The organism is Lactovum odontotermitis, from assembly GCF_054658595.1.
Genome location: NZ_BAAGGQ010000019.1, coordinates 1 through 25,482, shown reverse-complemented (window position 1 = coordinate 25,482; position 25,482 = coordinate 1). Strand labels below are relative to the sequence as shown.

Sequence of the window (25,482 nt, the reverse complement as noted above, 5' to 3'; positions counted from 1 at the left end):
GATGAGAAAGCTCTTACAGAAAACGGTAACATGTAAGAGTAAAAAATAAAGCAAGTCAAACTTGCAAAACAACCGAGCACTTGTGCAAGCGGTCGGCTGCAGCTGTTTACAGGGCATTTCCTCCTGCCGTGCCAACTGTAAAAGACAGCCGGACGCTTTCACGAATGCGATTAGAAGGGATTTTATCGTGAGAAAACTTTCTCCTGGTTTCATTTATTTCTTTGGTGCACTGGGCGGATTACTCTTTGGTTACGACACAGGAGTCATCTCGGGCGCCATCCTCTTTATTGAAAAAGAGCTCCATCTTAATGCCTGGTCCTCAGGCTGGGTGGTATCTGGCGTGCTTTTAGGCGCCGTCATCGGTGCAGCTGTCATTGGACCGATGTCTGACCGATTTGGACGCAAGAAGCTCCTGCTGCTGTCAGCACTTATTTTTGCAGTTGGTGCTCTAGGCTGCGGGCTGGCGCAAAGCTTCGCCGTGCTAGTCCTATTTAGAGTAGTACTTGGTATCGCTGTAGGTGCTGCTTCGGCATTAGTACCAACTTACCTGTCAGAACTTTCTCCAGCTAACATTCGCGGCTCAGTTTCCACGATGTTCCAGCTGATGATTATGACAGGAATTTTCCTGGCCTATTTATCCAACTGGGCACTACAGAACATTCAGCATGAGTGGCGCTGGATGCTGCTGTTAGCCATCATTCCAGCAATCGCACTCTTTGCAGGCGGAATTTTCCTGCCTGAATCTCCGCGTTATCTCATCCGAAAAGGCGATGAGAAAACGGCTCGTCAAGTATTAACCATGACCCAGCAAGGCAATAAAGAAGCAGTAGAAGCAGAAATTTCTGACATTACCTTAATGGCCAATGAAGAAAAAACCGGCGGCTTCAAAGAGCTTTTCGGCCCGATGTCCCGTCCAGTACTGATTATGGCCATCGGACTTGCAGTCTTTCAGCAGCTCATGGGCTGTAACACTGTCCTGTATTTTGCACCATCTATCTTTGTCTCCGTTGGTTTCGGGACAAACGCGGCGCTCTTCGCCCATTTAGGAATTGGGATCTTCAACGTCGTTGTGACCTACATTGCCATGAAAGTCATGGACAAGGTCAACCGTCGCTGGATGCTGAATTTCGGCGCCTGGGGAATGGGTATTTCCCTGGTTCTGATGTCAATCGGCATGATGCTGGACAGCGGGACTTTCGGCAAATTCCTGGCCGTTATTGCACTTACTGTCTACATTGCCTTTTTCTCCGCCACTTGGGGACCTGTCATGTGGGTTATGATTGGCGAGAGCTTCCCGCTGAACATCCGCGGACTTGGAAACTCCTTCGGTGCAGTGGTCAACTGGGCAGCGAATTATCTTGTTTCATTAACATTTCTGCCTTTACTGCAGTTTTTCGGAACAGGTAAAATCTTCCTGTTCTACGCCGTATTTTGTTTCTTTTCCATCTGGTTTACAAGCCGGAAAGTCATTGAGACACGCGGGAAAACGCTTGAGCAGATTGAAGCAGAACTTCATCACCGAGCCAATCATGCAAGTGAAACAAAAGTGCTTAAGCCGCAAAATGTAGTAGTAGGCGAGGAAGATTGACCGCTTTCAGCTAGAATGTGAGATTTCACCAAATAAAAGCCACCAGAATTTCTGGTGACTTTTATTTTTATATTTATTCTATTCCCACTCAATCGTTCCAGGCGGCTTGGAAGTAATGTCGTAGACCACGCGGTTGACATTATCCACTTCATTGACAATACGCTGTGAAATCTTCTGCAGCACCTCCCACGGCAATTGGGCAAAGTTAGCTGTCATGCCGTCAATAGAAGTCACGGCACGAATGGCCAGTGTGTAGTCGTAGGTACGGTAGTCCCCCATGACACCGACCGAGCGGACGCCAGTATTTACTGTGAAATACTGCCAGACATCACGTTTTAGGCCTGCTTCCGCAATTTCTTCACGCAGAATCGCATCGGATTCACGAACAGTTGTCAATTTCTCCTGAGTCAAATCTCCCAGAACGCGAATGGCCAGACCAGGACCTGGGAAAGGCTGGCGCCAGACGATTTCATCCGGCATGCCAAGCTGCGTGCCGAGCGCGCGGACTTCATCTTTAAAGAGCGTATTCAGCGGCTCGATGAGCTGGAAATGCATGTCCTCAGGCAGTCCGCCGACATTGTGATGCGACTTGATAGTCTGCGCTGTGTCAGTCCCTGATTCAATCACATCTGTATAGAGCGTGCCCTGCGCCAGGAAATCAATTCCGTCCAGCTTGGCAGCTTCGTCGTTGAAGACTTCAATGAATTCTGCACCGATGATTTTGCGCTTTTCTTCAGGGTCAGAGAGCCCATCAAGCTTGTCCCAGAAGCGCTTTGAAGCGTCGACCTGAATAATGTTCAGACCAAATTTTCCGCCCAGGGTTTCCATGACCTGCTCAACCTCGCCTTTACGCAGGAAGCCGTGGTCTACAAAAATTGAGGTCAGCTGCTCGCCGATGGCGCGCTGTAACAAGACACCAACGACAGAACTGTCTACACCGCCGGACAGACCGAGCAGCACTTTTTTATCACCCACCTGCTCGCGAATGGCCGCAATTTGCATGTCAATGAAATTTTCCATCGACCAGTCGCCGGCTGCACCGCAGATTTTGAGCGCAAAGTTGCGCAGAATGTCTGTGCCGTAAACAGAATGGCGCACCTCTGGATGGAACTGAATGCCGTAAAGCTTCTTATCCGCGTACTCAACCGCCGCAAAAGGACTGTTCGGTGAAGTAGCAGTAATTTCAAAACTGCCGGGAATATAGGCCACACGGTCGCTGTGACTCATCAGAACATCCTGAACCTCAGGCGTACCTGCAAAAAGCTGTGACTCACCATGAAGCGTCAGAGGCGCCACACCGTATTCACGCTCAGAAGCCGCTTCCACACTGCCGCCGACCTTCTGCATCATCAGCTGCATGCCGTAACAGATGCCAAGCACAGGAATTCCCAGATTGAAAATTTCTGAATCAATATCAAATGAGCCCTCGTCATAGACCGAGTTCGGACCGCCGGACAAGATGATACCGACAGGCGCGATTTCACGAATCTCAGCCGCCGTCATCTTGTGTGACTTCAGCTCTGTAAAAACGCCGATTTCGCGGATGCGGCGGCAAATCAGCTGATTGTACTGACTGCCGTAGTCAAGGACGATAATGGTTTCAAGTTTTTTTACATTAGTCATAGAGTAATTTTAGCATATTTGCGGCTGAAAACTAAGTAAAAAACACGATATCGCGAGAAAATCATGTCTTTTGTTCGGTTATTGAACAGAAATTTAGTACTTTTTCAAATAAAGCTTATCAATATAATGTTTATCCGACTTGTGAATGATGATTTCAGCCCGGTTACGAGTCGGCTCAATGAATTCATGCAGATTTTTCAGATTGACATTCTCCCAAGTGCTGTGAATGAGCTGTTCAACTTCTGCAGCGGGCATCTTGGTAAACTGGTAGTAGAAATTATCCGGCTCGGTTTTTGCCATGCGAAGTAGACTGTCGAAGCGTTCACGGAACCACTTCTCGATGATTTTCTCGTCCGCATCGACATAGATTGAGAAGTCATAAAAGTCTGAGATATAAAGCAGCTGGTTGTTCGGGTTCTGCAGGACGTTAATACCCTCGACGATTAGAATGTCCGGATTTTTGATGACTTGGGTCTGATTGTCCAAAATATCATAAAACTGATGCGAATAAACCGGAATTTCGGCGTCATGACCCGATTTTATCCGATATAAGAAATCGGTCAGCTTCTCCATGTCATAGGACTCCGGAAAACCTTTCCTATCAAGGATTCCGCGCTTTTTGAGCTCGGCATTGGAGTAGAGAAAGCCGTCGGTTGTCACGAGCTCAACTGTCGTGCTGCGAAAGGCGCGGGAAAGCAGAAGCTCGAGGAGGCGCGCGGTGGTTGACTTTCCGACAGCGACAGAGCCTGAAATCCCGATGATGAGCGTCGGCGTCTTGACGATTTTCTGCAGAAACAAGCCCTTCGTAAAGCTCATGTCCTCAAGGTTCTTCTTGTAAAGCCGCACGAGATGCACCAGCGGCAGATAGACGTCGGACACGTCCTGCAGGCTGATTTCGTCGTTGAGCGAGCGTATGCCGTCCAGCTCTTCCTTAGTCAGCGGCGCCAGCGAAGTTTTATAGAGATTCTGCCAAGTTTCGCGAGAAATCTCGTCAAAATTGATGAATTCGTTCATGGCTACTATTTTATCACATTCTTTGCTATAATTAGGCTTAGACTTATGGCAAAAACAAACATGTATTATGAGGATAATCGCGATATTAGACACGATATCCAAGAACTTCAGCTAGAGCTTCTGGGAATACCGATGCGATTTGTGACAGATGCAGGTGTTTTCAGCAAGTCGGCGATTGATTACGGCTCGCGGGTTTTATTGGACAATTTTTCACCGATTGGCCAGTCCTTGCTTGACGTCGGCTGTGGTTATGGGCCAATCGGCCTGACTTTGTCCAAAAAGTACCATCTGACTGTCACACTCTCAGACGTTAACACCCGTGCGCTGGATTTGGCTGCACAGAACGCTGAAAAAAACGGGATTATCGCCACAATTGTCAACTCCGACGGCTACGCAGAAATCACAGGTCAGTTTGACAACATCGTGACAAATCCGCCCATTCGGGCTGGAAAAGACGTGGTACACGGCATTCTGAGCGGAGCTTATGCCTACCTGAAAACCGGCGGTCAGCTGCTGGCGGTCTTGCAGAAGAAGCAGGGGGCGCCGTCTGCACAAAAGAAGATGGCCGAGGTTTTCGGGAATTGTGAAATTGTTGCGCGTGATAAAGGTTATTATATTTTGCGGAGCGTAAAAAGCAGCTGATTTTTTGGAAAATGTAATATTTTTCTAAGTGTGATAAAATTAATTTAAATAGAATTCATTGCGAGAATTTTTAGAAGGGAAATATAAAAAAATGACCTACAGAATGGTTGACCTCATCCAGAAAAAACGTGACGGGGAAGTCCTTGACAAGGCTGAAATCGACTGGATGATTGAAAATTACGTGAGTGGTGCGGTGCCTGATTATCAGATGTCGGCCTTTGCGATGGCTACTTATTTCAAAGGGATGACGACGGCAGAAATCGCTGACTTGACGATGGCGATGGTGGCAAGCGGCGAGCAGATTGATTTGAGCGATATTCCGGGCATCAAGGTGGATAAGCACTCGACAGGCGGTGTGGGCGACAAGGTGTCCATTGTTCTGGTGCCGCTGGTGGCTTCGTTCGGCGTGCCGGTGGCAAAAATGTCGGGCCGCGGGCTTGGGCATACTGGCGGAACGCTGGATAAGCTGGAGTCGATTCCCGGATTCAAAATCGAGTATACGATTGATGAGTTTAAGGACCAGGTGCGTGAAAAAGGTCTGGCAATTATTGGACAGTCTGATGATTTAGTCAAGGCGGACAAGCTGCTTTATGCGCTGCGTGATGTGACGGCGACGGTGGACCAGATTCCGCTGATTGCTTCATCGGTCATGTCTAAGAAGATTGCCAGCGGTGCAGATGCGATTCTGCTTGATGTCACTGTCGGAAATGGTGCTTTCATGAAAGACATCGACAGCGCCCGAGAACTGGCTCGAACGATGGTAGATTTAGGAAAAGCTGTCGGCCGCAAGACGGTTGCCGTGATTACCAACATGAATCAGCCGCTGGGTTATGCTGTCGGCAATCATAATGAGATTGCGGAGGCAGTAGAAGTTCTGACAGGCGGCTCGACCCCTGAGTTCCGTGAATATATTGCTGAGTTGGCGCAATTGATGCTGCAGCTGGCAAATGTTGACAAGTCAATTGATGAAATTCTGGCTCATTTTGACAATGGGGAAGCTTATGCGAAGCTGCTGGAGATGATTGAGGCGCAGGAGGGTGATGCTTCCCATATCACTGAGCCGCTTCAGACCAAGTATACGACCGAAATCACAGCGGGTGAGCATGGTTTTATCGAAGAAATGGGTGCGCTTGATATTGGTCTGGTTGCAATGAAATTAGGCGCAGGGCGCGCGACAAAGGCTGACAGCATTGATTTTCAAGCAGGGATTAATTTGCACGCCAAGATTGGTGACGCTGTCAGTCCAACGGACGTCATTGCCACACTCTATAGTAATGAACCGATTACTCAGGCGCATATTGACGAATTTAAGTCTGCGGTAAAAATTGGTAATCAGCAAAAGGAATATAAGGAAATTCTTGAAGTTATCCGCTAAAACAGAATAAATTTTTGAAAGGTGTCAAAAAAAATGACAGAAAAACTTAATAAATATATCGACCACACAATCTTGAAAGCTGATGCGCCGAAGTCTAAGATTGACCAGATTTTGGCTGAAGCCAAGCAGTATGACTTTATGTCCGTCTGCATCAACCCGGTATGGGTCAGCTATGCGGTCGGGGAGCTCAGAGGCAGTGATGTTAAAGTCTGCACGGTCATCGGCTTCCCTCTGGGCGCCAACACGAGCTCGATTAAGGCTTTTGAGGCTGAAAAAGCGATTATTGATGGTGCGAGCGAGATTGATATGGTCATTAATATCGGTGCGGCTAAAGACGGGGATTGGGACTTGGTTCAGTCGGATATTGCTGCTGTCAATGCGGTTAAAGGAAATCATCTTTTAAAGGTGATTATTGAGACTTGTCTTCTGACTGACGATGAGAAGGTGAAGGCCTGTGAAGCGGCAGTCAGTGCTGGTGCGGACTTTGTTAAGACTTCAACTGGTTTCTCAAGCGGCGGTGCAACTGTTGAAGATGTTGCGCTGATGCGTCAAACGGTCGGACCGGATATCGGCGTGAAAGCTTCCGGCGGCGTGCGCTCTTTTGAAGACGCTGAAGCGATGATTGAGGCGGGGGCTACACGTCTCGGTACCTCGAACGGCGTGCAGATTATGGAAGGTCAGGCTGCTGAAGAGGAAAAAGATGAAGATGAGGCTGAGGAAGGGGTTGAGGATGGAAATTAAGATTGCTGAGCTGGCGAAAGAGGCGGCTTCGCGGGCTTACGTTCCCTACTCGCATTTTCCGGTTGGCGCAGCCATCGTGACCAAAGACGGAAAAGTTTTTCAAGGCTGTAATATTGAAAATGCCAGCTACGGGCTCGCCAACTGTGCTGAGAGGACGGCTCTTTTCAAAGCGGTCTCGGAAGGAAATCAGGAGTTCTCGGCAATTTATATTTACGGAGAAACTGACGAGGCAATTAGTCCCTGTGGTGCCTGCCGGCAAGTCCTAAGCGAATTCTGTGCCGATGATATGCCGGTTTATTTGCTTTCTAAAAACTTAAGTGTCTTGGAGACCACTGTCATTGAGCTTTTACCTTATCATTTTGCAAAAAAAGATTTGGAATCCGAACAATCAAAATAAATGCTTGGGATGAAAACGTTTTCTCTTGATTTTTTCAAGATTTTATATTAGAATAATATTAAGTTGTATGTCGAAAAAAAGCGGCTGTGCATAAAAATCTGTATCGCTCGCGAATTTCTCATTCACAGCTTGAAAAATTAGGAGGTTGTTCACGATGAACAAAAAACGTCTTTTAGGTATTGGAGCGATTGGGCTTCTGGCGATTGCGATGCTGACAGGCTGCCGTGCAAACAGCAGCGGAGGCTCATCCGACAGTAACGCCAAAGCAAAAACCGAGCTCAAGGTTGCCGTTGTCACGGATACTGGCGGTGTTAATGACAAGTCATTTAACCAGGGAGCCTGGGAAGGTCTGCAGAAGTGGGGCAAGTCAATGAACTTGTCAAGAGGACACGGCATCAACTATTTCCAGTCTAACTCAGAAGCTGATTATGCCAACAACTTTACTTCAGCGATTTCAGGCGACTACAAGCTGATTTTTGGTATCGGTTATGCTTTGCAGACGGCCACTCAGAATGCTGCTAAGGCAAATCCGAAAGTCAACTTTGCAATCATTGACTCAACGATTACCGGTGATAATACGGCTTCAGCAACTTTCGCAGATAATGAAGCTGCTTATCTGGCTGGTGTTGCGGCTGCCAAAACAACGAAGACCAATCACGTCGGCTTTATCGGCGGTCAGAACTCGGATGTCATCACTCGTTTCCGTGTCGGCTTCGAGGCAGGCGTCAAGTCAGTTGATTCTTCAATCACGATTGATTCACAATTGGCCGATTCATTTGTTGATGCTGGTAAGGGCAAAACTTTAGCACAGTCAATGTACGCTGCGGGTGCTGATGTCATTTATCAAGCTGCCGGCGGTGTCGGTGCCGGTGTCTTTGCTCAGGCAAAAGCGCTTAACGAAGATACGAATGAGGCTGATAAAGTCTGGGTTGTCGGTGTTGACCGCGACCAGAATGACGAAGGCAATTACAAGTCTAAAGACGGTAAAAACTCCAATTTCGTGCTCTGCTCAACACTTAAGGGCGTAGGCGCGGTTGTTGAAGACCTTTCAAATAAAGCGGCAGATGATAAATTTCCCGGCGGTCAAACTTTGACTTATAACTTAAAGAACAGTGGTGTTGATTTAACAACGACTCATTTGACTAAGGATGCCAAGACTGCAGTAGAGACTGCGAAACAAGATATTATTGGCGGTACGGTTTCTGTCCCTGAGAAATAAGTTTCAAAAACTGGATTTATTTCCAGTTTTTTATGCGTGACAGACAGATAGTCAGATAGTCAGATAGTATAAAAGGCCCATTGGGCTTTTTAAATAATACAATTCAAAGAATATGTACAGAAAGCAGAAAAAGACTTGAAAGCGCTATTTTTTCGACAAAAAATTTTATATTTATGTTAAAATAAAATAACAAATTTAGGAAAGGGGTTATTTCATGACTGAAAATGTTATCGAGATGATTGAAGTAACAAAGGTTTTCGGAACTTTTGTGGCCAATGATCATATCAATCTTCAGCTCAGAAAAGGTGAAATCCATGCACTTTTAGGTGAAAACGGAGCCGGCAAATCAACTTTGATGAACCAGTTGTCCGGTATCCTCCAGCCCACAGAAGGCCAGATTAAAGTTAACGGCAAAGAGGAAATAATTGACAGCCCTTCAAAAGCCAGCAAACTCGGCATCGGCATGGTGCATCAGCATTTTATGCTGGTTGACGCTTTCACTGTGGTAGAAAACATCATTTTAGGAACGGAGACGACCAAAGGCCTAATGCTTGATGTTAAATCAGCCCGCAAGCAAATTGCTGAGCTGTCTGAGAAGTATGGCTTACAGGTTGATTTAGACGCTCTAGTGCGTGATATTAATGTCGGCATGCAGCAGCGCGTGGAAATTTTAAAAACACTTTATCGCGGGGCTGATATTCTGATTTTTGATGAGCCGACGGCCGTGCTGACGCCTGCTGAAATCACTGAATTGATGGAGATTCTGAGGAATTTGACGAAAGAGGGGAAGTCCATCCTTCTGATTACTCACAAATTGGATGAAATCCGAGCAGTAGCAGACCGTGTCACCGTGATTCGCCGCGGAAAATGTATTGAAACCACTGAAGTAGCCGGCCGCAGCAATCAGGAATTAGCTGAAATGATGGTGGGACACGCAGTTTCATTCATCACCGAGAAGAAACCAGCCGAGCCGAAAGAGATTGTCCTGGACATAAATAATCTCGTCGTTAAAGAATCCCGCGGGTCAGAAGCTGTTAAAGGCTTATCACTGCAGGTTCGGGCCGGTGAGGTGGTTGGACTGGCAGGAATTGACGGAAATGGTCAGTCAGAATTGATTAAGGCTGTCACAGGTTTGATGAAGGTCAGCTCGGGAACAGTCACGCTTAAAGGAGTCGACATTACCAATCATCGCCCGCGTCAAATCACGGAGATGTCGGTCGGTCATGTGCCTGAAGACCGTCAGCGCGAAGGACTGATTCTGCAGATGACCGTCGCTGAAAATATGGCCATTCAGACCTACTATCAGCCGCCGCTGTCAAAAGCTGGCTTCTTGAATTATCATGCGATTGACCAGCATGCACGAGATTTAATGGCTGAGTTTGATGTCCGCGGTGCCAGTGAGCTGATACCAGCCGGTGATTTGTCCGGCGGCAATCAGCAGAAAGCAATTATCGCCCGTGAAATGGACCGTGACCCTGATTTGCTGATTGTCAGTCAGCCGACACGCGGGCTCGATGTCGGCGCAATTGAATACATTCACAAACGTCTGATTATGGCGCGCGATACAGGTAAAGCTGTTCTCGTCGTGTCATTTGAATTGGACGAAATTCTCAATGTGTCTGACAGAATTGCCGTTATTCACGACGGAAAAATCCAGGGCGAGGTCAATCCGGCTGAAACCAATAAAAACGAGCTGGGAATCCTGATGGTAGGAGGTAAAGTCAATGAATCCTAAAGTGAAAAAAATTCTAGTTCCTATCATAGCAGTACTGGCAGGATTTATACTAGGTGCCATTATCATGCTGGTGTCGGGTTATAATCCTCTGATTGGCTACACAGAGTTGTTCTATGCCGCTTTTGGCGATGCTCGCTCAATTGGTGAAACGATTTCAACAGCCGGGCCTTTGATTTTAACTGCGCTTTCCTTTGCCGTGTCTATGAAAGTCGGGCTTTTCAATATTGGGATGTCCGGTCAGGCTTTAGCTGGCTGGGTGGCGTCAATCTGGTTTGCGCTGTCTTTTCCTGATATGCCTCGTATTATTTTAATTCCGATGATTTTAATTGTGGGAATAATCGGCGGACTGGTCATGGGGCTAATCCCGGGAATTTTAAAGGCTTTGCTTGGGACTTCCGAAGTCATTGTCACGATTATGATGAATTATGTGATTCTCTTCGGCTCAACCTTTATGCTCAAAAATGTCTTCTCGAAGAAGATTATTCAGGCCGCGGCGACGGATAATACCAGGCTGGTCGGCCCGAACGCGACTTTCCGTTTGGCTTGGCTGTCCAGGCTGACGGATGATTCAACGCTTAACATCGGCATTTTCATTGCTGTGATTGCCTTAATCATCATGGCGATTCTCTTTGCCCGCACGACGCTTGGTTTTGAAATTAAGGCGGTAGGGCTGAATCCGTCAGCTGCCGAATATGCCGGCATTTCTGCCAAACGTACGATTATTTCTTCAATGATGATTGCTGGTGCTCTATCAGGTCTCGGCGGTGTGGTTTACGGGATTGGTACCATGCAGTATTTCGCCATGCAGCATGCTTCGATGTCAATCGGATTTGACGGCATGGCTGTTGCTTTGCTGGGTCAGAATTCACCACTTGGCATTCTTTTTGCAGCTCTGCTTTTCGCCGTCCTGCAGGTGGGAAAGACCGGCATGACCATTGCCAACATTCCTCAAGAAATTGTCTCCATTGTGACCGCCTCAATCATCTTCTTTATTGCCATTCGGTTCGTCATTGAGACCATTTTGCCGAAAGCCCGGGAACACCGGGATAAGATGATGGACGAGGAGAGGAAATTGGCAGCTGAAACTGTGTCACAGAACGAGAAAGTCGAGCTCTCGAGTGAGCGCTATTCGGAAAATGCCGAGCTCTCGAGCGAACGCTATTCCAACGGAGGTGAAGAACAATGAATTTTGAGTCAATGCTTCAGCTGATTGTTTCATCAGCCTTAGTTTATTCTACCCCGCTCATTTTCACATCAATCGGCGGCGTCTTCTCAGAGCGCTCCGGTATTGTCAACGTCGGACTTGAAGGAATCATGACCATGGGCGCTTTCAGCTCAGTTGTCTTCAATCTTCAGTTTGCGGAAACTTTCGGTGCGTTTACTCCCTGGCTGGGACTGCTGGTCGGCGCTTTAATCGGTGCGCTCTTTGCAGCGCTGCATGCCTTGGCAACAATCACTTTCCGGGCAGACCACATTATTTCCGGTACCGTCATTAATCTAATGGCGCCTGCTCTAGGTGTTTTCCTGCTGACAACGATTTATGGAACCGGCTCATCGCGAACGATTGTACAGCCTTTCGGCAACTTTGACTTTCCGCTTTTGTCAAAAATTCCGTTTATCGGGACAGTATTCTTCAAAGGAACCTTTGCACCGGGCTTTGTAGCGGTTATTGTGGCTTTCTTGAGCTGGTTTGTCATCTTTAAAACGAAGTTCGGCCTGCGTCTGCGCTCCGTTGGTGAACATCCGCAAGCAGCCGACACACTAGGGATAAATGTTTATGCAATGCGCTACTCCGGCGTTATCCTGTCCGGTGTGCTGGGAGGAGTTGGCGGTGCCGTGCTCGCGCAGTCCATTTCCAATAATTTCTCAGTCACCACCATCGCAGGTCAAGGTTTCATCTCCATGGCAGCCATGATTTTCGGCAAATGGAACCCAATCGGCGCAATGGGTGCTTCCATCTTTTTCGGTCTTGCGATGTCACTTGCGACCATCGGCTACCAGATTCCCGTTATCAAGCAGATTCCGTCAGACTTTCTGTCAATGGCTCCTTACATCATCACAATCGTCGTGTTGGCAGTCTTCTTTGGACAAGCTGTCGCGCCGAAAGCAGACGGTACAAACTATATCAAGTCAAAATAAGTTCTTAGGCAAAATATCATATAAAATATAAAAATCTGCATGTCCTGTGCAGATTTTTATATAAATAGATAATAAAAAAAACTGCCGAAAGACAGTTCATCCAGTTTAAGCCAATTTTGCAGCCAGACGTGATTTATCACGTGCAGCCTTATTAGCCTTAATCAAACCTTTAGATTTTGCACTATCAATTGCAGAATGTGCAGCTTTCAAAGATTCTTCGCTAGGAGCAGCTTCAAATTTCTTAACAGCAGTACGCAGAGCTGCACGTTGTGCTGAGTTCTGCTCGTTCTGTTTGTTATTTAATTCAGCGCGTTTGATTGAAGATTTAATATTTGCCATGAATTTCCTTTCCGGGATATGATTCCATAATTTTGTACTTGACTATTATACAGGAAAGTTCGGGCTTTGTAAAGCCATAAATGTTGAATGACTTGACTTTGTCAAAAAAGCAGAGGTGAAATCAATATTTTATTCAAGTTCCAATCACGTCTCACTTGCTGGAATCTAAAGAAAAAGTGTTAGAATAAAGCATGAATAGGTAACATTATGGCCATGATAACAGTTGAGCATTACAGAAAATTTCAAGAAAACCATTAAGCAGCCTGGACTGGCAGGCTCTTTTAAATCACTTTTCAAACCGGAAGTTGAGATTTTTGAAGCAGTCAAAGACTTAAATTTTGAAGTTCCCAAAGGTCAGATTTTAGGTTTTATCGGTGCAAATGGTGCGGGAAAATCCACGACAATCAAGATGCTGACAGGAATTTTGACGCCAACGAGCGGGAAATGTGAAATAAACGGAAAAATTCCAACGCAAGATAGAAAAAATTATGTCAAGGATATTGGCGTCGTTTTTGGACAGCGTACACAGCTTTGGTGGGACTTGCCCTTGCGTGAGACCTACAGTGTGCTTAAAGAAATTTATCAAGTTCCTGAACAATACTTTGTAAAACGAATTTCAGCCATGAGTCGGCCGGCTCTTGATGCTTCCGCTTGATGATTTGCTCCTGCAAAGGTGGCGTAAAACCCAGTTTTTTGATATAATTATGTAGAAAATTTGTAAATGGCCGAGCAGTTGATGCACCGCCATTTTAGATATGGAGAGAGTATGAACATCTTTTTAGCCATTGTTCTTGTTGTCATTGGAGCCCTTGCAGGCTTTGCCGGAGGTATTTTCCTGACCCAGCGTCAGACGAAGAAAATGCTGCTTGAAAATCCTCCGCTGAACGAAGATGCCATTCGTATGATGATGGGCAATATGGGCCGCAAGCCGTCTGAAACTCAGGTTCAGCAGACTTTGCGCCAGATTCGCGCTGCGGCGAAAGCGCAGGATTCAAAAAAGAAGAAAAAATAGGTCGTTGCGTTGATGGATAATCGGCCCATTGGTCTTTTAGATTCAGGTGTCGGCGGTCTCACGGTGGTGCGGCAGCTTTTTCGCCAGCTGCCCAATGAAGAGGTCGTCTATATCGGCGACACGGCGCGCATGCCTTATGGGCCGCGTCCGGCGGACGAAATTCTGCGTTTCACCTGGGAGATGGTCAATTTTCTTTTGGCAAAAAACGTGAAAATGATTGTTTTTGCCTGCAACACAGCAACAGCCGTGGCACTGGATGAAATCCGGGCAAAGGTTGAAGTCCCAGTCGTTGGTGTGATTCTGCCGGGCGCAAATGCAGCTGTGCAGAAAACCAATTCTGGTAAAATCGGCATCATTGGCACACAGGCAACTATCCAGTCCGGCAGTTACAGCAAGGCCTTGCACTCGAGGTCTTCCGACTTGGAGATTATAAGTCTCGCCTGCCCGGCATTTGTGCCGCTGGTTGAGTCAGGAGATTTCAACAGTGAAAATGCGTACCAGACTGTGTCTGAGGCGCTGCAGCCGCTTGTTGGACAGGTGGACACACTGATTCTCGGCTGTACGCATTATCCGCTGCTGGCTGGGCAGATTCAGTCAGTGATGGGTGAAGACGTGATTCTGGTTGATTCTGGCGCTGAGGCGGTACGTGATGTGTCCGTACTGCTGAATTATTTTGCCTTGAACCGTGAGCTGGGTCTGCCTACAGCGCATCGCTTTTTTACCACCGGTGATGAAAGGCAGTTCAAAGAAATTGCGGAAAATTGGCTGAATCTCTCAGTCGATGTCAAGTCGGTCAGCTTTGATAAGACGAAAAAAATGCTGATTGCGACGCGGAATCCAGGAAAAATCCAGGAATTTAAGACGCTTTTCAGTGAAATCGGTTATGCTGTAGAAAGTCTGAATGATTACCCGAATTTGCCGGATATTGAAGAGACGGGCAGCAGTTTTGAAGAAAACGCGCGTCTAAAGGCCGAAACAATCGCGAATTTGACGCATCAGCTGGTGATTGCGGACGATTCCGGACTTTGTGTTGATGCTTTAGATGGGCGTCCAGGTATTTTCAGTCACCGTTATGCGGCCGAAAATGCCACGGATGAGCAGAATAACGCCAAACTTCTGTCGGAAATGGCTTCCACCGAAGCTGAGCGCAGGACTGCACATTTTCACTGTACCATCGCGGCTGCGCGTCCTGGTCATGAGAGCCTCGTTGTAGAAGCAGACTGGCCCGGCAGAATTGCCCTCCAAGCGCAGGGAGAAAACGGCTTCGGCTATGACCCTCTGTTTCTGGTTGGAAATACGGACAGAAGCGCGGCAGAACTAGACTCCGCTGAAAAGAATAAACTTTCTCATCGCGGACAGGCCTTACAGAAGCTGCTTGCAGCCTTTTCGGACTGGATGTCCAGCGAGAGATAATAGGAAAAATTGCATGATTGTCATTATGAGCGACTCGCATTCCGAGCGCAAAGTGATTGAAAATATTAAGGCTGAATATGCCGGCAGAGCCTCTGCAATCATCCACTGCGGCGATTCAGAATTGCCGAGCCGTGATAAAATCTGGCAAGGCCTGACGGTCGTCGCCGGAAACTGTGACTATGACTCAGGTTATAAGAATGTCCAGTCATTACAGGCGGACGGACAGAAAATTGTCGTGACTCATGGCCATCTCTACGGCTTAAACGTCATGACGCTGGGAAATCTGCCTTATCTGGCCGAAGAAGAAGCGGCTGATATCGTCTGTTTTGGACATATTCACCGTCCTGTCGCAGAAATCATTGACAATCGGCTTTTCCTGAATCCGGGCTCTGTGGCTCAGCCGCGCGGAGACTGGCAAATCAAAATGTACGCTGTCATTGAAATCGCAGAAGACAGTGTGCACAAAACTTTTAAAATTTCTTACCGCAACTTGCAGCATCAGCCTATTCCCGACTTGCAGCTTAGATTGGAGCTAATGAAATAAATGATGATTAAAGAGATGGAAGATTTTCTGAACGCCCATGCGGACACTTTTGTCAAAAGTGCCGATAATGTCGCAGTGCTGATGATTGACCACAACGTGGCGCACGCGAAACTCCTGCTCAGTCAGTACAAGTACACGCGTGTACCGGTAATTGACGTTGACAGACGCTTTGTCGGAGTTCTAGGACTGAATGAAATCGTGGAATTCGAGATGAGTTCAGATTTCTACTATGAAAAGTCCCAGAGAACTAAAATTTCTGAGATTGTCAATACTTCTGTGGAGACGGTTCCGGTGGATTATAATCTGGAAGACGTGCTTCACAAGCTGGTGAAAGAGCCCTTTTTACCGGTACTTGACGGTGAAAGCTTTGCGGGCATCATTGTGCGGCAGGACATTTTAAAGGCGGTCAATGCGCTGGTGCACGATTTTGATAAAGATTATGAAATTACAAAACGAAATCCCTAATTTTTTGCAGACGAAACTTTTGTCTGACAATTCAAAGGCAAGCTACAGTTATGATTTGCAGCAGTTTTGCGACTTTTTTACTGAGCGGGAAATCTCAGAGAGTTCGATTCTGCTTTTTCGCAAAAGTTTGTCAAGTCTGACGGAATCTGCGCAGAAACGGAAAATTTCCGCGGTGAATCAATTTCTGCGCTTTTTATATAGCCGGAAAATTCTCAAAGACTTTGTCCAGCTGCCCAAGGCGGACCCGAAACCGAATCCTGCTGAGATTTCCGTGCTGCGGGATTTGAACAAGTTCTACGGGCCTATTCAGTCAACCGGGCAGTTTATTGCCCTGCTGATTTTAGAAACGGGCCTCACTCCCTCTGAAATCGGTCAGCTCAGATGGAGTGACTTCAACTGGCGTTTCAATACGCTGGAGCTGAATTTGAACGGTGTACGCCGCGTGATTTCTCTGCGCAATAAATTTGCCGTCCGCGCAAAACTGATTACCAATGCGGACGAGCTTTTCAGCAAAACGCGCCAGTATCTGCATTCCGAGCTGAAGAAGTACACCGAGCTGACGGCCCGTGAACTGCGTGAACAGTACATCCTGCGAAAAGTTTCTGAAGGAATGGGCATTTACGAGTTGTCCGAATTGCTGGGTCTGAAAACCATCATGACCCTGGGAAAATACTATAAGAAAGTTAAATGACATAAATTTAATTATGTTAATGAAAATAAATTATGTCAAATGAGCTACAAATCAAATTAGCTGCAGAAAAATTTGAAGGCCCGCTGGACCTTTTATTGCATTTAGTCCAGTCTTACAAGGTCGATATCTTTGATGTGCCGCTCTTATCTGTGATTGAGCAGTATCTTGACTATATCTCAGCCATGGAGCAGTTGAATCTCGAGCTCGCAGCCGATTATATGCTCGTCGCCAGCCAGCTCATGCTGATTAAATCGCGCCGGCTTCTGCCGACAGTCAATGAAGATTTCGCTGAAGAAACCGAGCAGCTGGAGCAGGACATTTTACAACAAATTGTCGAATACCAGCAAATCAAAGAAGTTTCGGATGATTTGAAAGACCTGCATGCCGACCGTGCCAAGCACTTTTCAAAAGCGCGGACAGAAATAGTGGCTCAGACAGAAATCAATCTGCTGCACAACACAACCTCAATCGACCTCTATCTGGCTTTCTCGCAAATTCTCAAGACGCATCAGATTGAGAACCGCGCCAGTCACACCGTGGTGGAGCCGGACAGCTTTACGATTCAGGAAAAAATCGACGAAATCATGAATCTGTTCAAAAACAAGCAGCAGACGAAACTGAATTTCAGTGACTTTTTTATACACACCAGCAGCCGCAATGAGCTGATTACACTGTTTCTCGCCACGCTGGAGCTGATTAAATCGGAGCGCTTGAGCGCCGAGCAGAAAATTCCTTTTGGAGATATTTTACTGACAAAAAATGAATAATAGTGCAAAAATAGAAGCCCTGCTCTTTGTGGCAGGCGAAGAAGGACTGACCTTATCTGATTTGTCGGCCCTGACGGAACTGTCAATCACCGCCTGCCAGGAGCAAATCACCAAGCTGAACAAAACTTATCAGTCGCGGCAGGATTCGGCTCTGACCATCATCAAAACAGCCGAGCATTTTCGCCTGACAACCAAAGAAAACTTTGAAGACCTGCTGAAAACCTATGCCAAGTCAGCTGTCAACCAGTCCTTGTCGAAGTCGGCCCAGGATGTGCTGGCAATCATTGCCTACAAACAGCCGATTACGCGCCTGGAGATTGACAACTACCGAGGCGTCTCGTCAAGCGGTGTCCTGACAACCTTGCGGGCTTTCGGCCTGATTAACGTGGCCGGCCAGCTCGAAGCCCCTGGACGTCCGTCCTTGTACGCCACAACTGACTTTTTCCTGGATTACCTGGGAATCAACGAATTGTCAGACTTGCCGCCGGTCAGCGAAGATTCGGCAGAAGACGAAGCTGCAGAATCAGCTTTATTTGGAGAAAAAACAGAAAATGAGAATTAATCAATACCTGGCGCATGCCGGATTTGCCAGCCGACGCAAGGCAGAAGAGCTCGTAAAGTCAGGCCAGGTTCGTGTCAATGGCCAGAAAATGACGGACTTGGCCTATCAAGTTCAAAGCGCAGACCAAGTGACAGTCAATGGGCAGGCAGCCCTCAACGAGGAGAAAGTTTATTTCCTGCTAAACAAGCCGCGCGGCTATATTTCCAGCGTGTCAGACGACAAAGGACGTAAAACCGTCCTGGATTTGCTGCCGGCCGTGGCCGAGCGCATTTACCCTGTCGGCCGGCTAGACTGGGATACCAGCGGCCTCCTGCTCCTGACTAATGACGGTGATTTTGCCAATCTGATGACACATCCCAGCCATCAGATTGAAAAGGTTTATGTGGCCAAAGTTGAGGGTTACGCCAATAAGCTGAATCTCCGCCCTCTGACGCTAGGCATGAAAATCGAGCGTCAGGCCATTCAGCCGGCCCGTTACAAAATCATCCGGACAGATAAGGCAAAGAACGCCTCAGTTGTTGAGCTGACGATTCACGAAGGTCATAATCATCAGGTTAAGAAGATGTTCGAGCATGTAGGACTTCCTGTCCAAAAACTTTCCCGCATCCGTTTCGGTAATTTGACTTTAGACGGTGTTCCGGCTGGAAAATACCGTAAACTCAGCGTTAAGGAGGTTCGGGAATTAATCCGGGCAGCTGACTGATTACATAATTTTCACAAGCAAAAAATTGACAGAATCTCTGATTACATAATTTATTTTGTAAAAATTATGTAATTCAGCTTTTTCTCTTGAAATATTCTTCACAAATGTTATAATTAATCTATCTTCAGGGCACCGTGTAATTCGGGACCGGCGGTAATTTGAGCTGTAAGGCAAGATAAGTCCGCGAGCGCAAGCTGACTCAGTGAGATTCTGAGACCGACAGTTGAACGTGAAAACGCTCAGATAGTCTGGCTGGGAGAAGAGGTCTTAGGATTTTCTGTGTGCGCAATTAACTGGCCAGAATTCCTCTATAACTGAAACTCCCTTCAAAAATAATGAAGAAATTCAAAAATTTTTGGAGGACTTTTTATGTCTAACACAAGAAAAATGACGCTGATTGCCATGCTTTCAGCAATTTCTACACTCCTTGCAGCGCCTTTTCTGCAATTTGTGCTCCTGCCGGTGGTTGACTTTCTCAAAGTCGAGCTGACGATTCTGCCGGTTCTGCTAGGCGTCTTCATGCTTGGACTGAGTTCAGGATTCATTATACTGACGATTCGGACGATTCTCTGGCTGCTTTTGTTCAACCAGGGGCCTTCAACCTGGATTGGTATGCCGATGAATTATCTGGCGATTTCAGTTTTCATGGTGGTACTCTGGCTCTTCATCCGCAAAAAAGCCACGCCAGTTAAGTTTGCCCTGGGCGGCATCCTGGGAACACTCGCCTTTACAGCAATGATGCTGCTGATGAACGTTATTTACGCGATTCCCATGTATGCGAAATTTGCCAACTTTGACATCAATACCATGTTCGAAGGCGGTGTGCGCGTTTACCTACTCGTCGGCGTCATTCCCTTCAATCTGCTGGAAGGACTGATTTTCATTGTCGCATTTGCCGTCATCTTTGCCATTCTGCGGCGCAATAAAATCGTCAAATTTCTAAATGCTTGACAAAGCCGATGAAATTTGATATTCTATACAAGGTTTAAATAAACCGCCAAAGACAGCAGGGGGCGATTGAAATTCAATCCAGCCGTAAACATCCCGCCGAGGTGAGCAAATATTAATTTAGTATTTAACTCTCTTTGTCTTTTGGTTGGCAAGGAGAATTTGTTTGCAAAAAATAGATCGAATTGTCCCAAAAATAAAATAGGAGGTAAACAAATGAACGATTACAAAGTAAATGCGACTACAATGGCTGCAAAAGAAGAGCTTGTTGACGTTTATGCCAAGAAATTTGAGGATGCGACTTCGGTTGTGGTTGCAAATTCCCGCGGCTTGAGCGTTAATCAGGACACAGAGCTTCGTAAACAGCTTCGTGAAGCAGGCGTTGAGCTGAAAGTTGTCAAGAATTCAATCCTGCGCCGTGCAGCTGCTAAAGCTGGTCTTGACGGCTTGAACGACAGCTTTGTCGGCCCGTCAGTTGTGGCATTTTCAAATGATGATGCCATTGCACCTGCCAAAGTCATCGCAGACTTTGCAAAGAAAGCAGAAGCACTTGAAATCAAAGCCGGCGTCATTGAAGGCAAAATCTCATCTGCGGATGAAATCAAAGCCATCGCTGCATTGCCAAGTCGTGAAGGCTTGCTCTCAATGCTGCTTAGCGTGCTTCAGGCACCTGTTCGTAATGTGGCATATGCTGTTAAAGCTGTCGCAGAAGCAAAAGAAGGCGCAGCGTAATTTCGCCTAGCGTCTGTTAAATTTAAAATTTATAAGGAGAATATCAATCATGGCATTGAATATTGAAAACATTGTTACTGAGCTTGAAGGCGCAACAATCCTTGAGCTCGCTGATCTTGTATCAGCAATCGAAGAGAAATTCGGCGTTTCTGCCGCTGCACCTGTAGCTGCTGGTCCAGCTGCCGGCGGCGCTGCTGAAGAGAAAGACAGCTTTGATGTTGTCTTGACTGCAACAGGCGACAAGAAAGTTGCTGTTATCAAAGTGGTTCGTGAAATCACTGGTCTTGGTCTTAAAGAAGCTAAAGACCTCGTTGATGGTCTTGGCACTGTCAAAGAGGGCGCATCTAAGGATGAGGCTGAAGAGATTAAAGGCAAGATTGAAGAGGCAGGCGGCAGCGTCGAGCTCAAGTAATCTAGCTTATTTAAAGATTTATGGAAGACCCGTTTTTATGGGTCTTTTTTGATTGAAAAAACTTCATGATGATAACTAAATTATTATTTGATAAATACTTTTATAATTGGTATAATTATTAATGAGAATTAAATTGTTTAATCATTAGTAAAATTATCATTAATCGTAATTTTTGCCGAGCCTCAGGGACTGCTTGCGTTTCCTGATGTTTCACAAGAAGGAGAAACTTGTATGCTGAAACTAGAAAAGATTATTTTTCCACACATGAAATCAATTTCTCTTCACTTATATGAGCCAGGTTTATATGGCATTGTGGGGAAAAATGGGATAGGAAAATCTACGCTTTTTGGGGTAATTAACGGAGAGGTTAAGGTTAAAGAGGGGGTGGCAGAAGTTGGCAGTGTCAGCTATTTACCGTCTACGGATATTTTTGACTTGAATCTGACGGCCGGGAACTACTTTTCGCTCTTAAATGCTGAAGAAACGAGAAAGGCAAATGTTCTTCTGAAGAAATTCCAGGCAGAATCGCTGTTGAAGTTGAAATTAAGTAAGTATTCTTTAGGGATGTTACAACTGTTTGCAATTATTTTTATGCTGTCGATAGATTCTGATATTGTCATTATGGATGAAATGAGCAGCGGCTTAGATGTTGCGCATAAGAAGGTTTTATTTGACCTGCTAAATGTTGAAAAGCAGCAGAGGATTGTCCTTTATACTTCTCATAATCTTGAGGAGGTGGAAAAATTTTGTGATAAATCCTATTATTTAACTGAAAAGGGCTTGCAGGAGATTTTGGACTTTGCAGCTGTCAAGCAAGAGCTTACAGAGGAGGGCTGGGAATGAAGCAATTAAGATTTGAATTTCTGAGGATTTTTTCCGGAAGAAAGAATCAGCTCCTTTATCTTCTTTTGACGTTTTTGGTGATTGTTCTAGCAATTTATTCTTCTAATTTAAAAAATTCAAATGACATTTTAGCTCTAAAAGAACATGTGAATCAGTCACTTCAGCTTTCAAAACAGAATCTTGCAGATTACTCTGGTGACCTCACTGTTCCCGAAGATATTATAAAGAGCACAAAGACAGATTATGGTCTTTTAGAGAAACAGAAAAATGCGCTTGATGAAAATGACATCAATAGTTATTATAAATTGGAGTACAAGCTTAATGAAAGTCGTATTCAGTCAGGTGTTGCCGGGACAGATAATGCTGGTAATAGTTTAGTCGATGACAATAAATATATTGAAACAGTTATTGATAGAGGGCTTGATTTTGAGACTTTTGCTGGTACACAACTTCATGCTTTTGGTCTGATGAATGAAATCTATTTTCCGCTTGTGCTTAGCTCTCTGGCTTTTATCATCTATGTCCTGATTGGAGGAGTTTCGGTTTCCTCTGACTATGAAAGTCGAATGAACAGGTTTTATAAATGTAAAATATTCACGAGCAAGCAGTATATTCTGGATACTTTTCTTGCTAATTCTGTGATTCTTTCTGTCTGGTATGTTTTGGCTGCGCTGATATACTTGGTGATAGTAGGTCTGACACAGAGATTTGGCTCGCCGAATTATCCAAGCGGCTTTGCAGGAATTTCATTGCTTGAGAACTGGAAAGTTGGCCTTTTTAGTTTATTGTGGGGAATACTTGTCATTATCTTTTTAAATTCTCTGGGTGTATTTCTGTCAGTGCTTCTAAAGAAGACTTCAATTGTTGTTGGAATCATTGCTGTTTTGATTCTCGGCTATCAAATGATTAAGAATCAGCCTTTTTTACAGCCGATTCGTAAGTTTATTCCCATGTCGTATTTTGAGCCGATTCCGTTATTGAGAAAAGAAGTGTATTTATTTTCTTCACCTGTGGTTTTTGGAGCTGTGTTTCTACTGTTATTGACGATTCTATTTCTATCGTCTTCTGTTTTTATTCAGAAACAATATAAAATAAGAAAAGTATAAAATGAGTTTTATGGACATCAATAAGCATTTCTCACAGTTTGACGACAGATTTTTGATACACTATGTCCATGAAGTTAAATTTTAAAGTATTTTTTAGAACTTATCTCAGAGAGTTCCGCAGTGACTGGCTGAGATACCTGTCCTTATTTGTCGGGATGAATCTGCTCTTGACGCTTGTTATCATTCCTGTTTTTAACTGGCTTGTCGGCCTTGTGATGAGCTGGAGCGGCATTCCGTTCATTTCTTATAATAATCTTGGAAACCTGCTCACTCAGCATTTACCGGGGATGCTGGGACTTTTCGTCTTGCTTATCGTGCTGCTGGCGGTGATTTTCGTGCAGTTTGCGATTCAGTTTCATGGTGTGCGCCTGATTCAGCAAGGTGTGGGGCGTTTTCGGATGATTGTCGGCGAGAGTCTGCGCTCGCTGCGTAGGCTGAGTCTGCAGGCTTTCCTATTCTTCATTTTCTATTTTCTGCTGATTCTGCCTTTTGGACGGATTGTCTTTAGTACGCCGCTCTTATCGAAAGTCAAGATTCCGGTTTTTACCATGGGCTTTTTCATGGCGAACTGGCGAAACATGCTGATTCTGGGCGCTTTTTACCTGATTACTTTCATGATTGGTTCGCGCTTCATTTTCGTGCTGCCGGGCATGATTCTGAAAGGAAAAACGCTGAAGCAGGCGCTCAAAGACAGTTTGGATTTAACACATCTGCGGAGATTTGTCTATTTTGTGGCCTATTTCGCGCTGATTGGCGTGCTGACGATGATTCTGAGCGAGGGCGGCAAGTTCCTGATTTATCTGCTGCAGCTGCTGCTGGATATGACGCCGCTGGCCTTTGCGGGCAGTATCGTGCTCTTGACGGCGGGCGAAATCTGGGGAATGCTGATTTCCGCGCTGGCCGCAATGCTCTTTTTCAGCTTTTTAATTCGCGAGTTGGGCTTTCCTTTGGAAAAAAGTCCCAGAACTCCGACGCGCTCTACGTTTCGGATTGCCAGCAGCATTTTCGGAGCTCTGGCGATTCTCTTACTTGGCCTGTCCAGCTGGTTTTACCTGTCCGGCGGCATGGACCACAAGGTTCTGGCGATTTCCCATCGCGGCGTAGACAACGATAATGGCGTGCAGAACACACTTCCAGCGCTAGAATTGACCGCCAGAGAGAAGCCGGACTATGTTGAAATGGACATTCAGGAAACGGCTGACCACCAGTTTGTGGTCTTTCACGATGCCAGTCTGAAGGAGTTAACCGGCGTGAATAAAACGGCTCAGGAAATGACGCTCTCGGAGCTGACCAAGCTGACAGTGACAGAAAAGGGCAAATCCGCACCGCTTGTCAGCTTTGATGACTATTTCGCGAGCGCTGAGAAACTGGGGCAGAAACTTTTGATTGAGATAAAAACCAGTCCTAGGGATTCATCCGACATACTTAACATTTTTGTCCAAAAATACGGGGCGAGGATTTTGAAAAACAAGGACATGGTGCACTCGCTGGATTACGGCGTGATTACAGGGCTGAAGAAGCTTGAGCCGGCGATTCCGGTTAGTTTTATCCTGCCGCTGAATCTGGCCTTTCCGCAGACGGATGCGAACGCTTACACGGAGGAAGAGACGACGCTGGACAGCGACTTTGTGATTCAGGCGCACAATCATAAGCAGCAGGTCTATGCCTGGACGATTAACGATACTAAAATGATGCAGAGGCAGATTGTCTATGGGGTTGACGGCATTATTACCGACAAGCTTTCGGATTTGCAGAAGACGATTAAGGATTCTGAGGGCAAGAATATCAGCTATGCGGAGCGGCTGCTGGTGCTGTTTTCTTTGGAGCCGAATCCTGGGGATAATGCGGTGAATTAGGATTTGCAGTTGCAGTTGCGTGTAGTGGTAATTGAGAGAGACCATGTTTGTGGTCTCTATTTAGCTTGTGCATGGACTGGAAAAGCGAACAGAATCCGAACTCAGCGTCTTAAGCGCTTTCTGCAGTTTTATATTGATTCAAAATCTTTTTTTGATGACTCTGTGAAAACAATTTTAAGCATTACTCCCATTCGTCCTCAACTTTATCTAAGCCATCTCGCTAGTTTTCACCCATGACTGCTTCAGCAGTATAATACCCCTCCATAGAAATTTCAAAGGGAATTTTCTTCTTGATTACGATTTGCTTAAAATAAATGTTGATTGCTGTTGTAAAATCTAATCCCAATTCCTGTAAGGTTTCCGCTGTTGTATTCTTCAAGTCAATATCCAAATTCACATTTAGTTTTGTTTTAGTTTTGGTTGCCTGATTAGCCTCTTTTCTTATACACTTATTATAGACCCAATAGGTGTGTATGTTAATGGAAAATTGATTTGTTAAGACAAAGATGAAATAAATAGACAATTCAACTCAACTGTGTTATAATTTATATACAGTAAAAACTAATGATTAACAAAATTTTATATAATTATCAATTATCACAAGGGTATTCTATTT

Annotated in this window: 26 protein-coding genes, 2 pseudogenes, 1 riboswitch and 1 other annotated feature; of the genes and pseudogenes, 24 read left to right on the top strand and 4 right to left on the bottom strand. The window is 45.7% G+C overall.

Annotated features, from left to right (window positions below; all coding sequences use genetic code 11):
- Nucleotides 1-187: 187 nt before the first annotated feature.
- Nucleotides 188-1,588, top strand: coding sequence for a sugar porter family MFS transporter (locus tag ACYQ2E_RS09580; protein ID WP_460017844.1), 1,401 nt, complete (start codon nucleotides 188-190; stop codon nucleotides 1,586-1,588).
- A 78-nt stretch (nucleotides 1,589-1,666) separates the two neighbouring features.
- Here the strand turns inward: ACYQ2E_RS09580 and guaA are convergent, their stop codons facing one another.
- Together guaA and coaA are read right to left on the bottom strand one after the other, a co-directional pair.
- A complete protein-coding gene (gene guaA / locus ACYQ2E_RS09575; RefSeq protein WP_460017843.1) occupies nucleotides 1,667-3,211 on the bottom strand; it encodes a glutamine-hydrolyzing GMP synthase in 1,545 nt (514 codons plus the stop codon).
- A gap of 93 nt (nucleotides 3,212-3,304) precedes the next feature.
- A complete protein-coding gene (gene coaA, locus ACYQ2E_RS09570; protein ID WP_460017842.1) occupies nucleotides 3,305-4,225 on the bottom strand; it encodes a type I pantothenate kinase in 921 nt (306 codons plus the stop codon).
- A 45-nt stretch (nucleotides 4,226-4,270) separates the two neighbouring features.
- On the opposite strand from coaA, the gene ACYQ2E_RS09565 reads away from it, so the two are divergent.
- From ACYQ2E_RS09565 to ACYQ2E_RS09530, 8 genes and pseudogenes are all read left to right on the top strand, one after another.
- Nucleotides 4,271-4,867 carry a class I SAM-dependent methyltransferase gene (locus tag ACYQ2E_RS09565; RefSeq protein WP_460017841.1) on the top strand — a complete coding sequence of 199 codons (597 nt, stop codon included), beginning with the start codon at nucleotides 4,271-4,273 and terminating at the stop codon, nucleotides 4,865-4,867.
- Between the two features lie 91 nt (nucleotides 4,868-4,958).
- Complete coding sequence (locus tag ACYQ2E_RS09560; RefSeq protein ID WP_460017840.1) at nucleotides 4,959-6,242, top strand: pyrimidine-nucleoside phosphorylase; 1,284 nt, start codon at nucleotides 4,959-4,961, stop codon at nucleotides 6,240-6,242.
- Between the two features lie 33 nt (nucleotides 6,243-6,275).
- Nucleotides 6,276-6,983, top strand: coding sequence for a deoxyribose-phosphate aldolase (gene deoC / locus ACYQ2E_RS09555; RefSeq protein WP_460017839.1), 708 nt, complete (start codon nucleotides 6,276-6,278; stop codon nucleotides 6,981-6,983).
- Nucleotides 6,973-7,380 (top strand): cytidine deaminase, encoded by a 408-nt coding sequence (locus ACYQ2E_RS09550; protein ID WP_460017838.1) that lies wholly within the window; start codon nucleotides 6,973-6,975, stop codon nucleotides 7,378-7,380. Before deoC ends, ACYQ2E_RS09550 begins: the two co-directional genes overlap by 11 nt.
- 154 nt (nucleotides 7,381-7,534) lie before the next feature.
- Entirely contained in the window at nucleotides 7,535-8,599 is a 1,065-nt protein-coding gene (locus tag ACYQ2E_RS09545) for a BMP family lipoprotein (RefSeq protein ID WP_460017837.1), read from the top strand.
- 214 nt (nucleotides 8,600-8,813) lie between these two features.
- A complete protein-coding gene (locus ACYQ2E_RS09540) occupies nucleotides 8,814-10,334 on the top strand; it encodes an ABC transporter ATP-binding protein (protein ID WP_460017836.1) in 1,521 nt (506 codons plus the stop codon).
- Nucleotides 10,324-11,373 (top strand): annotated as a pseudogene (locus ACYQ2E_RS09535) (ABC transporter permease); the annotation flags it as partial. The gene ACYQ2E_RS09540 and the pseudogene ACYQ2E_RS09535, both read left to right, overlap by 11 nt.
- Before the next feature lie 143 nt (nucleotides 11,374-11,516).
- On the top strand, nucleotides 11,517-12,473 hold the full coding sequence (locus ACYQ2E_RS09530; protein WP_460017835.1) for an ABC transporter permease: 957 nt from the start codon (nucleotides 11,517-11,519) through the stop codon (nucleotides 12,471-12,473).
- 105 nt (nucleotides 12,474-12,578) lie between these two features.
- On the opposite strand, the gene rpsT is transcribed toward ACYQ2E_RS09530, so the two are convergent.
- The gene (gene rpsT / locus ACYQ2E_RS09525; RefSeq protein WP_460017834.1) at nucleotides 12,579-12,812 is read right to left on the bottom strand and encodes a 30S ribosomal protein S20; all 234 of its coding nucleotides are present in this window, start codon (nucleotides 12,810-12,812) and stop codon (nucleotides 12,579-12,581) included.
- Between the two features lie 207 nt (nucleotides 12,813-13,019).
- Between rpsT and ACYQ2E_RS09520 the strand changes: the two are divergent.
- The 15 genes and pseudogenes from ACYQ2E_RS09520 to ACYQ2E_RS09450 all read left to right on the top strand — a co-directional run.
- Nucleotides 13,020-13,440 (top strand): annotated as a pseudogene (locus ACYQ2E_RS09520) (ATP-binding cassette domain-containing protein); the annotation flags it as partial.
- 138 nt (nucleotides 13,441-13,578) lie between these two features.
- Nucleotides 13,579-13,824: a YneF family protein gene (locus tag ACYQ2E_RS09515; protein ID WP_460017833.1), complete on the top strand. Its 246-nt coding sequence runs from the start codon at nucleotides 13,579-13,581 to the stop codon at nucleotides 13,822-13,824.
- Between the two features lie 12 nt (nucleotides 13,825-13,836).
- Nucleotides 13,837-15,237 carry a glutamate racemase gene (gene racE, locus ACYQ2E_RS09510; protein ID WP_460017832.1) on the top strand — a complete coding sequence of 467 codons (1,401 nt, stop codon included), beginning with the start codon at nucleotides 13,837-13,839 and terminating at the stop codon, nucleotides 15,235-15,237.
- A gap of 13 nt (nucleotides 15,238-15,250) precedes the next feature.
- Nucleotides 15,251-15,781 carry a metallophosphoesterase gene (locus ACYQ2E_RS09505; protein ID WP_460017831.1) on the top strand — a complete coding sequence of 177 codons (531 nt, stop codon included), beginning with the start codon at nucleotides 15,251-15,253 and terminating at the stop codon, nucleotides 15,779-15,781.
- Entirely contained in the window at nucleotides 15,782-16,246 is a 465-nt protein-coding gene (cbpB, locus tag ACYQ2E_RS09500; protein ID WP_460017830.1) for a cyclic-di-AMP-binding protein CbpB, read from the top strand.
- Nucleotides 16,221-16,937, top strand: coding sequence for a site-specific tyrosine recombinase XerD (xerD, locus tag ACYQ2E_RS09495; RefSeq protein WP_460017829.1), 717 nt, complete (start codon nucleotides 16,221-16,223; stop codon nucleotides 16,935-16,937). The genes cbpB and xerD overlap by 26 nt, the downstream gene beginning before the upstream one ends.
- A gap of 32 nt (nucleotides 16,938-16,969) precedes the next feature.
- Nucleotides 16,970-17,704: a segregation/condensation protein A gene (locus tag ACYQ2E_RS09490; RefSeq protein WP_460017828.1), complete on the top strand. Its 735-nt coding sequence runs from the start codon at nucleotides 16,970-16,972 to the stop codon at nucleotides 17,702-17,704.
- Complete coding sequence (gene scpB / locus ACYQ2E_RS09485; RefSeq protein WP_460017827.1) at nucleotides 17,697-18,266, top strand: SMC-Scp complex subunit ScpB; 570 nt, start codon at nucleotides 17,697-17,699, stop codon at nucleotides 18,264-18,266. The genes ACYQ2E_RS09490 and scpB overlap by 8 nt, the downstream gene beginning before the upstream one ends.
- Nucleotides 18,256-18,969: a pseudouridine synthase gene (locus ACYQ2E_RS09480; protein WP_460017826.1), complete on the top strand. Its 714-nt coding sequence runs from the start codon at nucleotides 18,256-18,258 to the stop codon at nucleotides 18,967-18,969. The genes scpB and ACYQ2E_RS09480 overlap by 11 nt, the downstream gene beginning before the upstream one ends.
- 116 nt (nucleotides 18,970-19,085) lie before the next feature.
- Nucleotides 19,086-19,237: riboswitch (FMN riboswitch) on the top strand.
- 101 nt (nucleotides 19,238-19,338) lie between these two features.
- The gene (locus ACYQ2E_RS09475) at nucleotides 19,339-19,920 is read left to right on the top strand and encodes an ECF transporter S component (RefSeq protein WP_460017825.1); all 582 of its coding nucleotides are present in this window, start codon (nucleotides 19,339-19,341) and stop codon (nucleotides 19,918-19,920) included.
- Nucleotides 19,921-19,948: 28 nt separating this feature from the next.
- Nucleotides 19,949-20,092 (top strand) — a sequence feature (ribosomal protein L10 leader region).
- Nucleotides 20,093-20,163: 71 nt separating this feature from the next.
- A complete protein-coding gene (rplJ, locus tag ACYQ2E_RS09470; protein ID WP_460017854.1) occupies nucleotides 20,164-20,649 on the top strand; it encodes a 50S ribosomal protein L10 in 486 nt (161 codons plus the stop codon).
- Nucleotides 20,650-20,698: 49 nt separating this feature from the next.
- Nucleotides 20,699-21,061 carry a 50S ribosomal protein L7/L12 gene (gene rplL / locus ACYQ2E_RS09465; RefSeq protein ID WP_460017824.1) on the top strand — a complete coding sequence of 121 codons (363 nt, stop codon included), beginning with the start codon at nucleotides 20,699-20,701 and terminating at the stop codon, nucleotides 21,059-21,061.
- Nucleotides 21,062-21,292: 231 nt separating this feature from the next.
- The gene (locus ACYQ2E_RS09460) at nucleotides 21,293-21,904 is read left to right on the top strand and encodes an ATP-binding cassette domain-containing protein (protein ID WP_460017823.1); all 612 of its coding nucleotides are present in this window, start codon (nucleotides 21,293-21,295) and stop codon (nucleotides 21,902-21,904) included.
- The gene (locus ACYQ2E_RS09455) at nucleotides 21,901-23,010 is read left to right on the top strand and encodes a hypothetical protein (RefSeq protein ID WP_460017822.1); all 1,110 of its coding nucleotides are present in this window, start codon (nucleotides 21,901-21,903) and stop codon (nucleotides 23,008-23,010) included. The genes ACYQ2E_RS09460 and ACYQ2E_RS09455 overlap by 4 nt, the downstream gene beginning before the upstream one ends.
- Nucleotides 23,011-23,078: 68 nt before the next feature.
- Nucleotides 23,079-24,866 (top strand): glycerophosphoryl diester phosphodiesterase membrane domain-containing protein, encoded by a 1,788-nt coding sequence (locus ACYQ2E_RS09450; protein WP_460017821.1) that lies wholly within the window; start codon nucleotides 23,079-23,081, stop codon nucleotides 24,864-24,866.
- 220 nt (nucleotides 24,867-25,086) lie between these two features.
- Here ACYQ2E_RS09450 and ACYQ2E_RS09445 read toward each other — a convergent pair whose 3' ends face one another.
- On the bottom strand, nucleotides 25,087-25,389 hold the full coding sequence (locus ACYQ2E_RS09445) for a type II toxin-antitoxin system RelB/DinJ family antitoxin (protein WP_460017820.1): 303 nt from the start codon (nucleotides 25,387-25,389) through the stop codon (nucleotides 25,087-25,089).
- Between the last annotated feature and the right edge of the window lie 93 nt (nucleotides 25,390-25,482).

Bases quoted from the DNA above. Each gene is read 5' to 3' on its own strand.
- guaA (WP_460017843.1), bottom strand. From the start codon at position 3,211: ATGACTAATGTAAAAAAACTTGAAACCATTATCGTCCTTGACTACGGC.
- coaA (WP_460017842.1), bottom strand. From the start codon at position 4,225: ATGAACGAATTCATCAATTTTGACGAGATTTCTCGCGAAACTTGGCAG.
- ACYQ2E_RS09565 (WP_460017841.1), top strand. From the start codon at position 4,271: ATGGCAAAAACAAACATGTATTATGAGGATAATCGCGATATTAGACAC.
- ACYQ2E_RS09560 (WP_460017840.1), top strand. From the start codon at position 4,959: ATGACCTACAGAATGGTTGACCTCATCCAGAAAAAACGTGACGGGGAA.
- deoC (WP_460017839.1), top strand. From the start codon at position 6,276: ATGACAGAAAAACTTAATAAATATATCGACCACACAATCTTGAAAGCT.
- ACYQ2E_RS09550 (WP_460017838.1), top strand. From the start codon at position 6,973: ATGGAAATTAAGATTGCTGAGCTGGCGAAAGAGGCGGCTTCGCGGGCT.
- ACYQ2E_RS09545 (WP_460017837.1), top strand. From the start codon at position 7,535: ATGAACAAAAAACGTCTTTTAGGTATTGGAGCGATTGGGCTTCTGGCG.
- ACYQ2E_RS09540 (WP_460017836.1), top strand. From the start codon at position 8,814: ATGACTGAAAATGTTATCGAGATGATTGAAGTAACAAAGGTTTTCGGA.
- ACYQ2E_RS09530 (WP_460017835.1), top strand. From the start codon at position 11,517: ATGAATTTTGAGTCAATGCTTCAGCTGATTGTTTCATCAGCCTTAGTT.
- rpsT (WP_460017834.1), bottom strand. From the start codon at position 12,812: ATGGCAAATATTAAATCTTCAATCAAACGCGCTGAATTAAATAACAAA.
- ACYQ2E_RS09515 (WP_460017833.1), top strand. From the start codon at position 13,579: ATGAACATCTTTTTAGCCATTGTTCTTGTTGTCATTGGAGCCCTTGCA.
- racE (WP_460017832.1), top strand. From the start codon at position 13,837: ATGGATAATCGGCCCATTGGTCTTTTAGATTCAGGTGTCGGCGGTCTC.
- ACYQ2E_RS09505 (WP_460017831.1), top strand. From the start codon at position 15,251: ATGATTGTCATTATGAGCGACTCGCATTCCGAGCGCAAAGTGATTGAA.
- cbpB (WP_460017830.1), top strand. From the start codon at position 15,782: ATGATGATTAAAGAGATGGAAGATTTTCTGAACGCCCATGCGGACACT.
- xerD (WP_460017829.1), top strand. From the start codon at position 16,221: ATGAAATTACAAAACGAAATCCCTAATTTTTTGCAGACGAAACTTTTG.
- ACYQ2E_RS09490 (WP_460017828.1), top strand. From the start codon at position 16,970: ATGTCAAATGAGCTACAAATCAAATTAGCTGCAGAAAAATTTGAAGGC.
- scpB (WP_460017827.1), top strand. From the start codon at position 17,697: ATGAATAATAGTGCAAAAATAGAAGCCCTGCTCTTTGTGGCAGGCGAA.
- ACYQ2E_RS09480 (WP_460017826.1), top strand. From the start codon at position 18,256: ATGAGAATTAATCAATACCTGGCGCATGCCGGATTTGCCAGCCGACGC.
- ACYQ2E_RS09475 (WP_460017825.1), top strand. From the start codon at position 19,339: ATGTCTAACACAAGAAAAATGACGCTGATTGCCATGCTTTCAGCAATT.
- rplJ (WP_460017854.1), top strand. From the start codon at position 20,164: ATGGCTGCAAAAGAAGAGCTTGTTGACGTTTATGCCAAGAAATTTGAG.
- rplL (WP_460017824.1), top strand. From the start codon at position 20,699: ATGGCATTGAATATTGAAAACATTGTTACTGAGCTTGAAGGCGCAACA.
- ACYQ2E_RS09460 (WP_460017823.1), top strand. From the start codon at position 21,293: ATGCTGAAACTAGAAAAGATTATTTTTCCACACATGAAATCAATTTCT.
- ACYQ2E_RS09455 (WP_460017822.1), top strand. From the start codon at position 21,901: ATGAAGCAATTAAGATTTGAATTTCTGAGGATTTTTTCCGGAAGAAAG.
- ACYQ2E_RS09450 (WP_460017821.1), top strand. From the start codon at position 23,079: ATGAAGTTAAATTTTAAAGTATTTTTTAGAACTTATCTCAGAGAGTTC.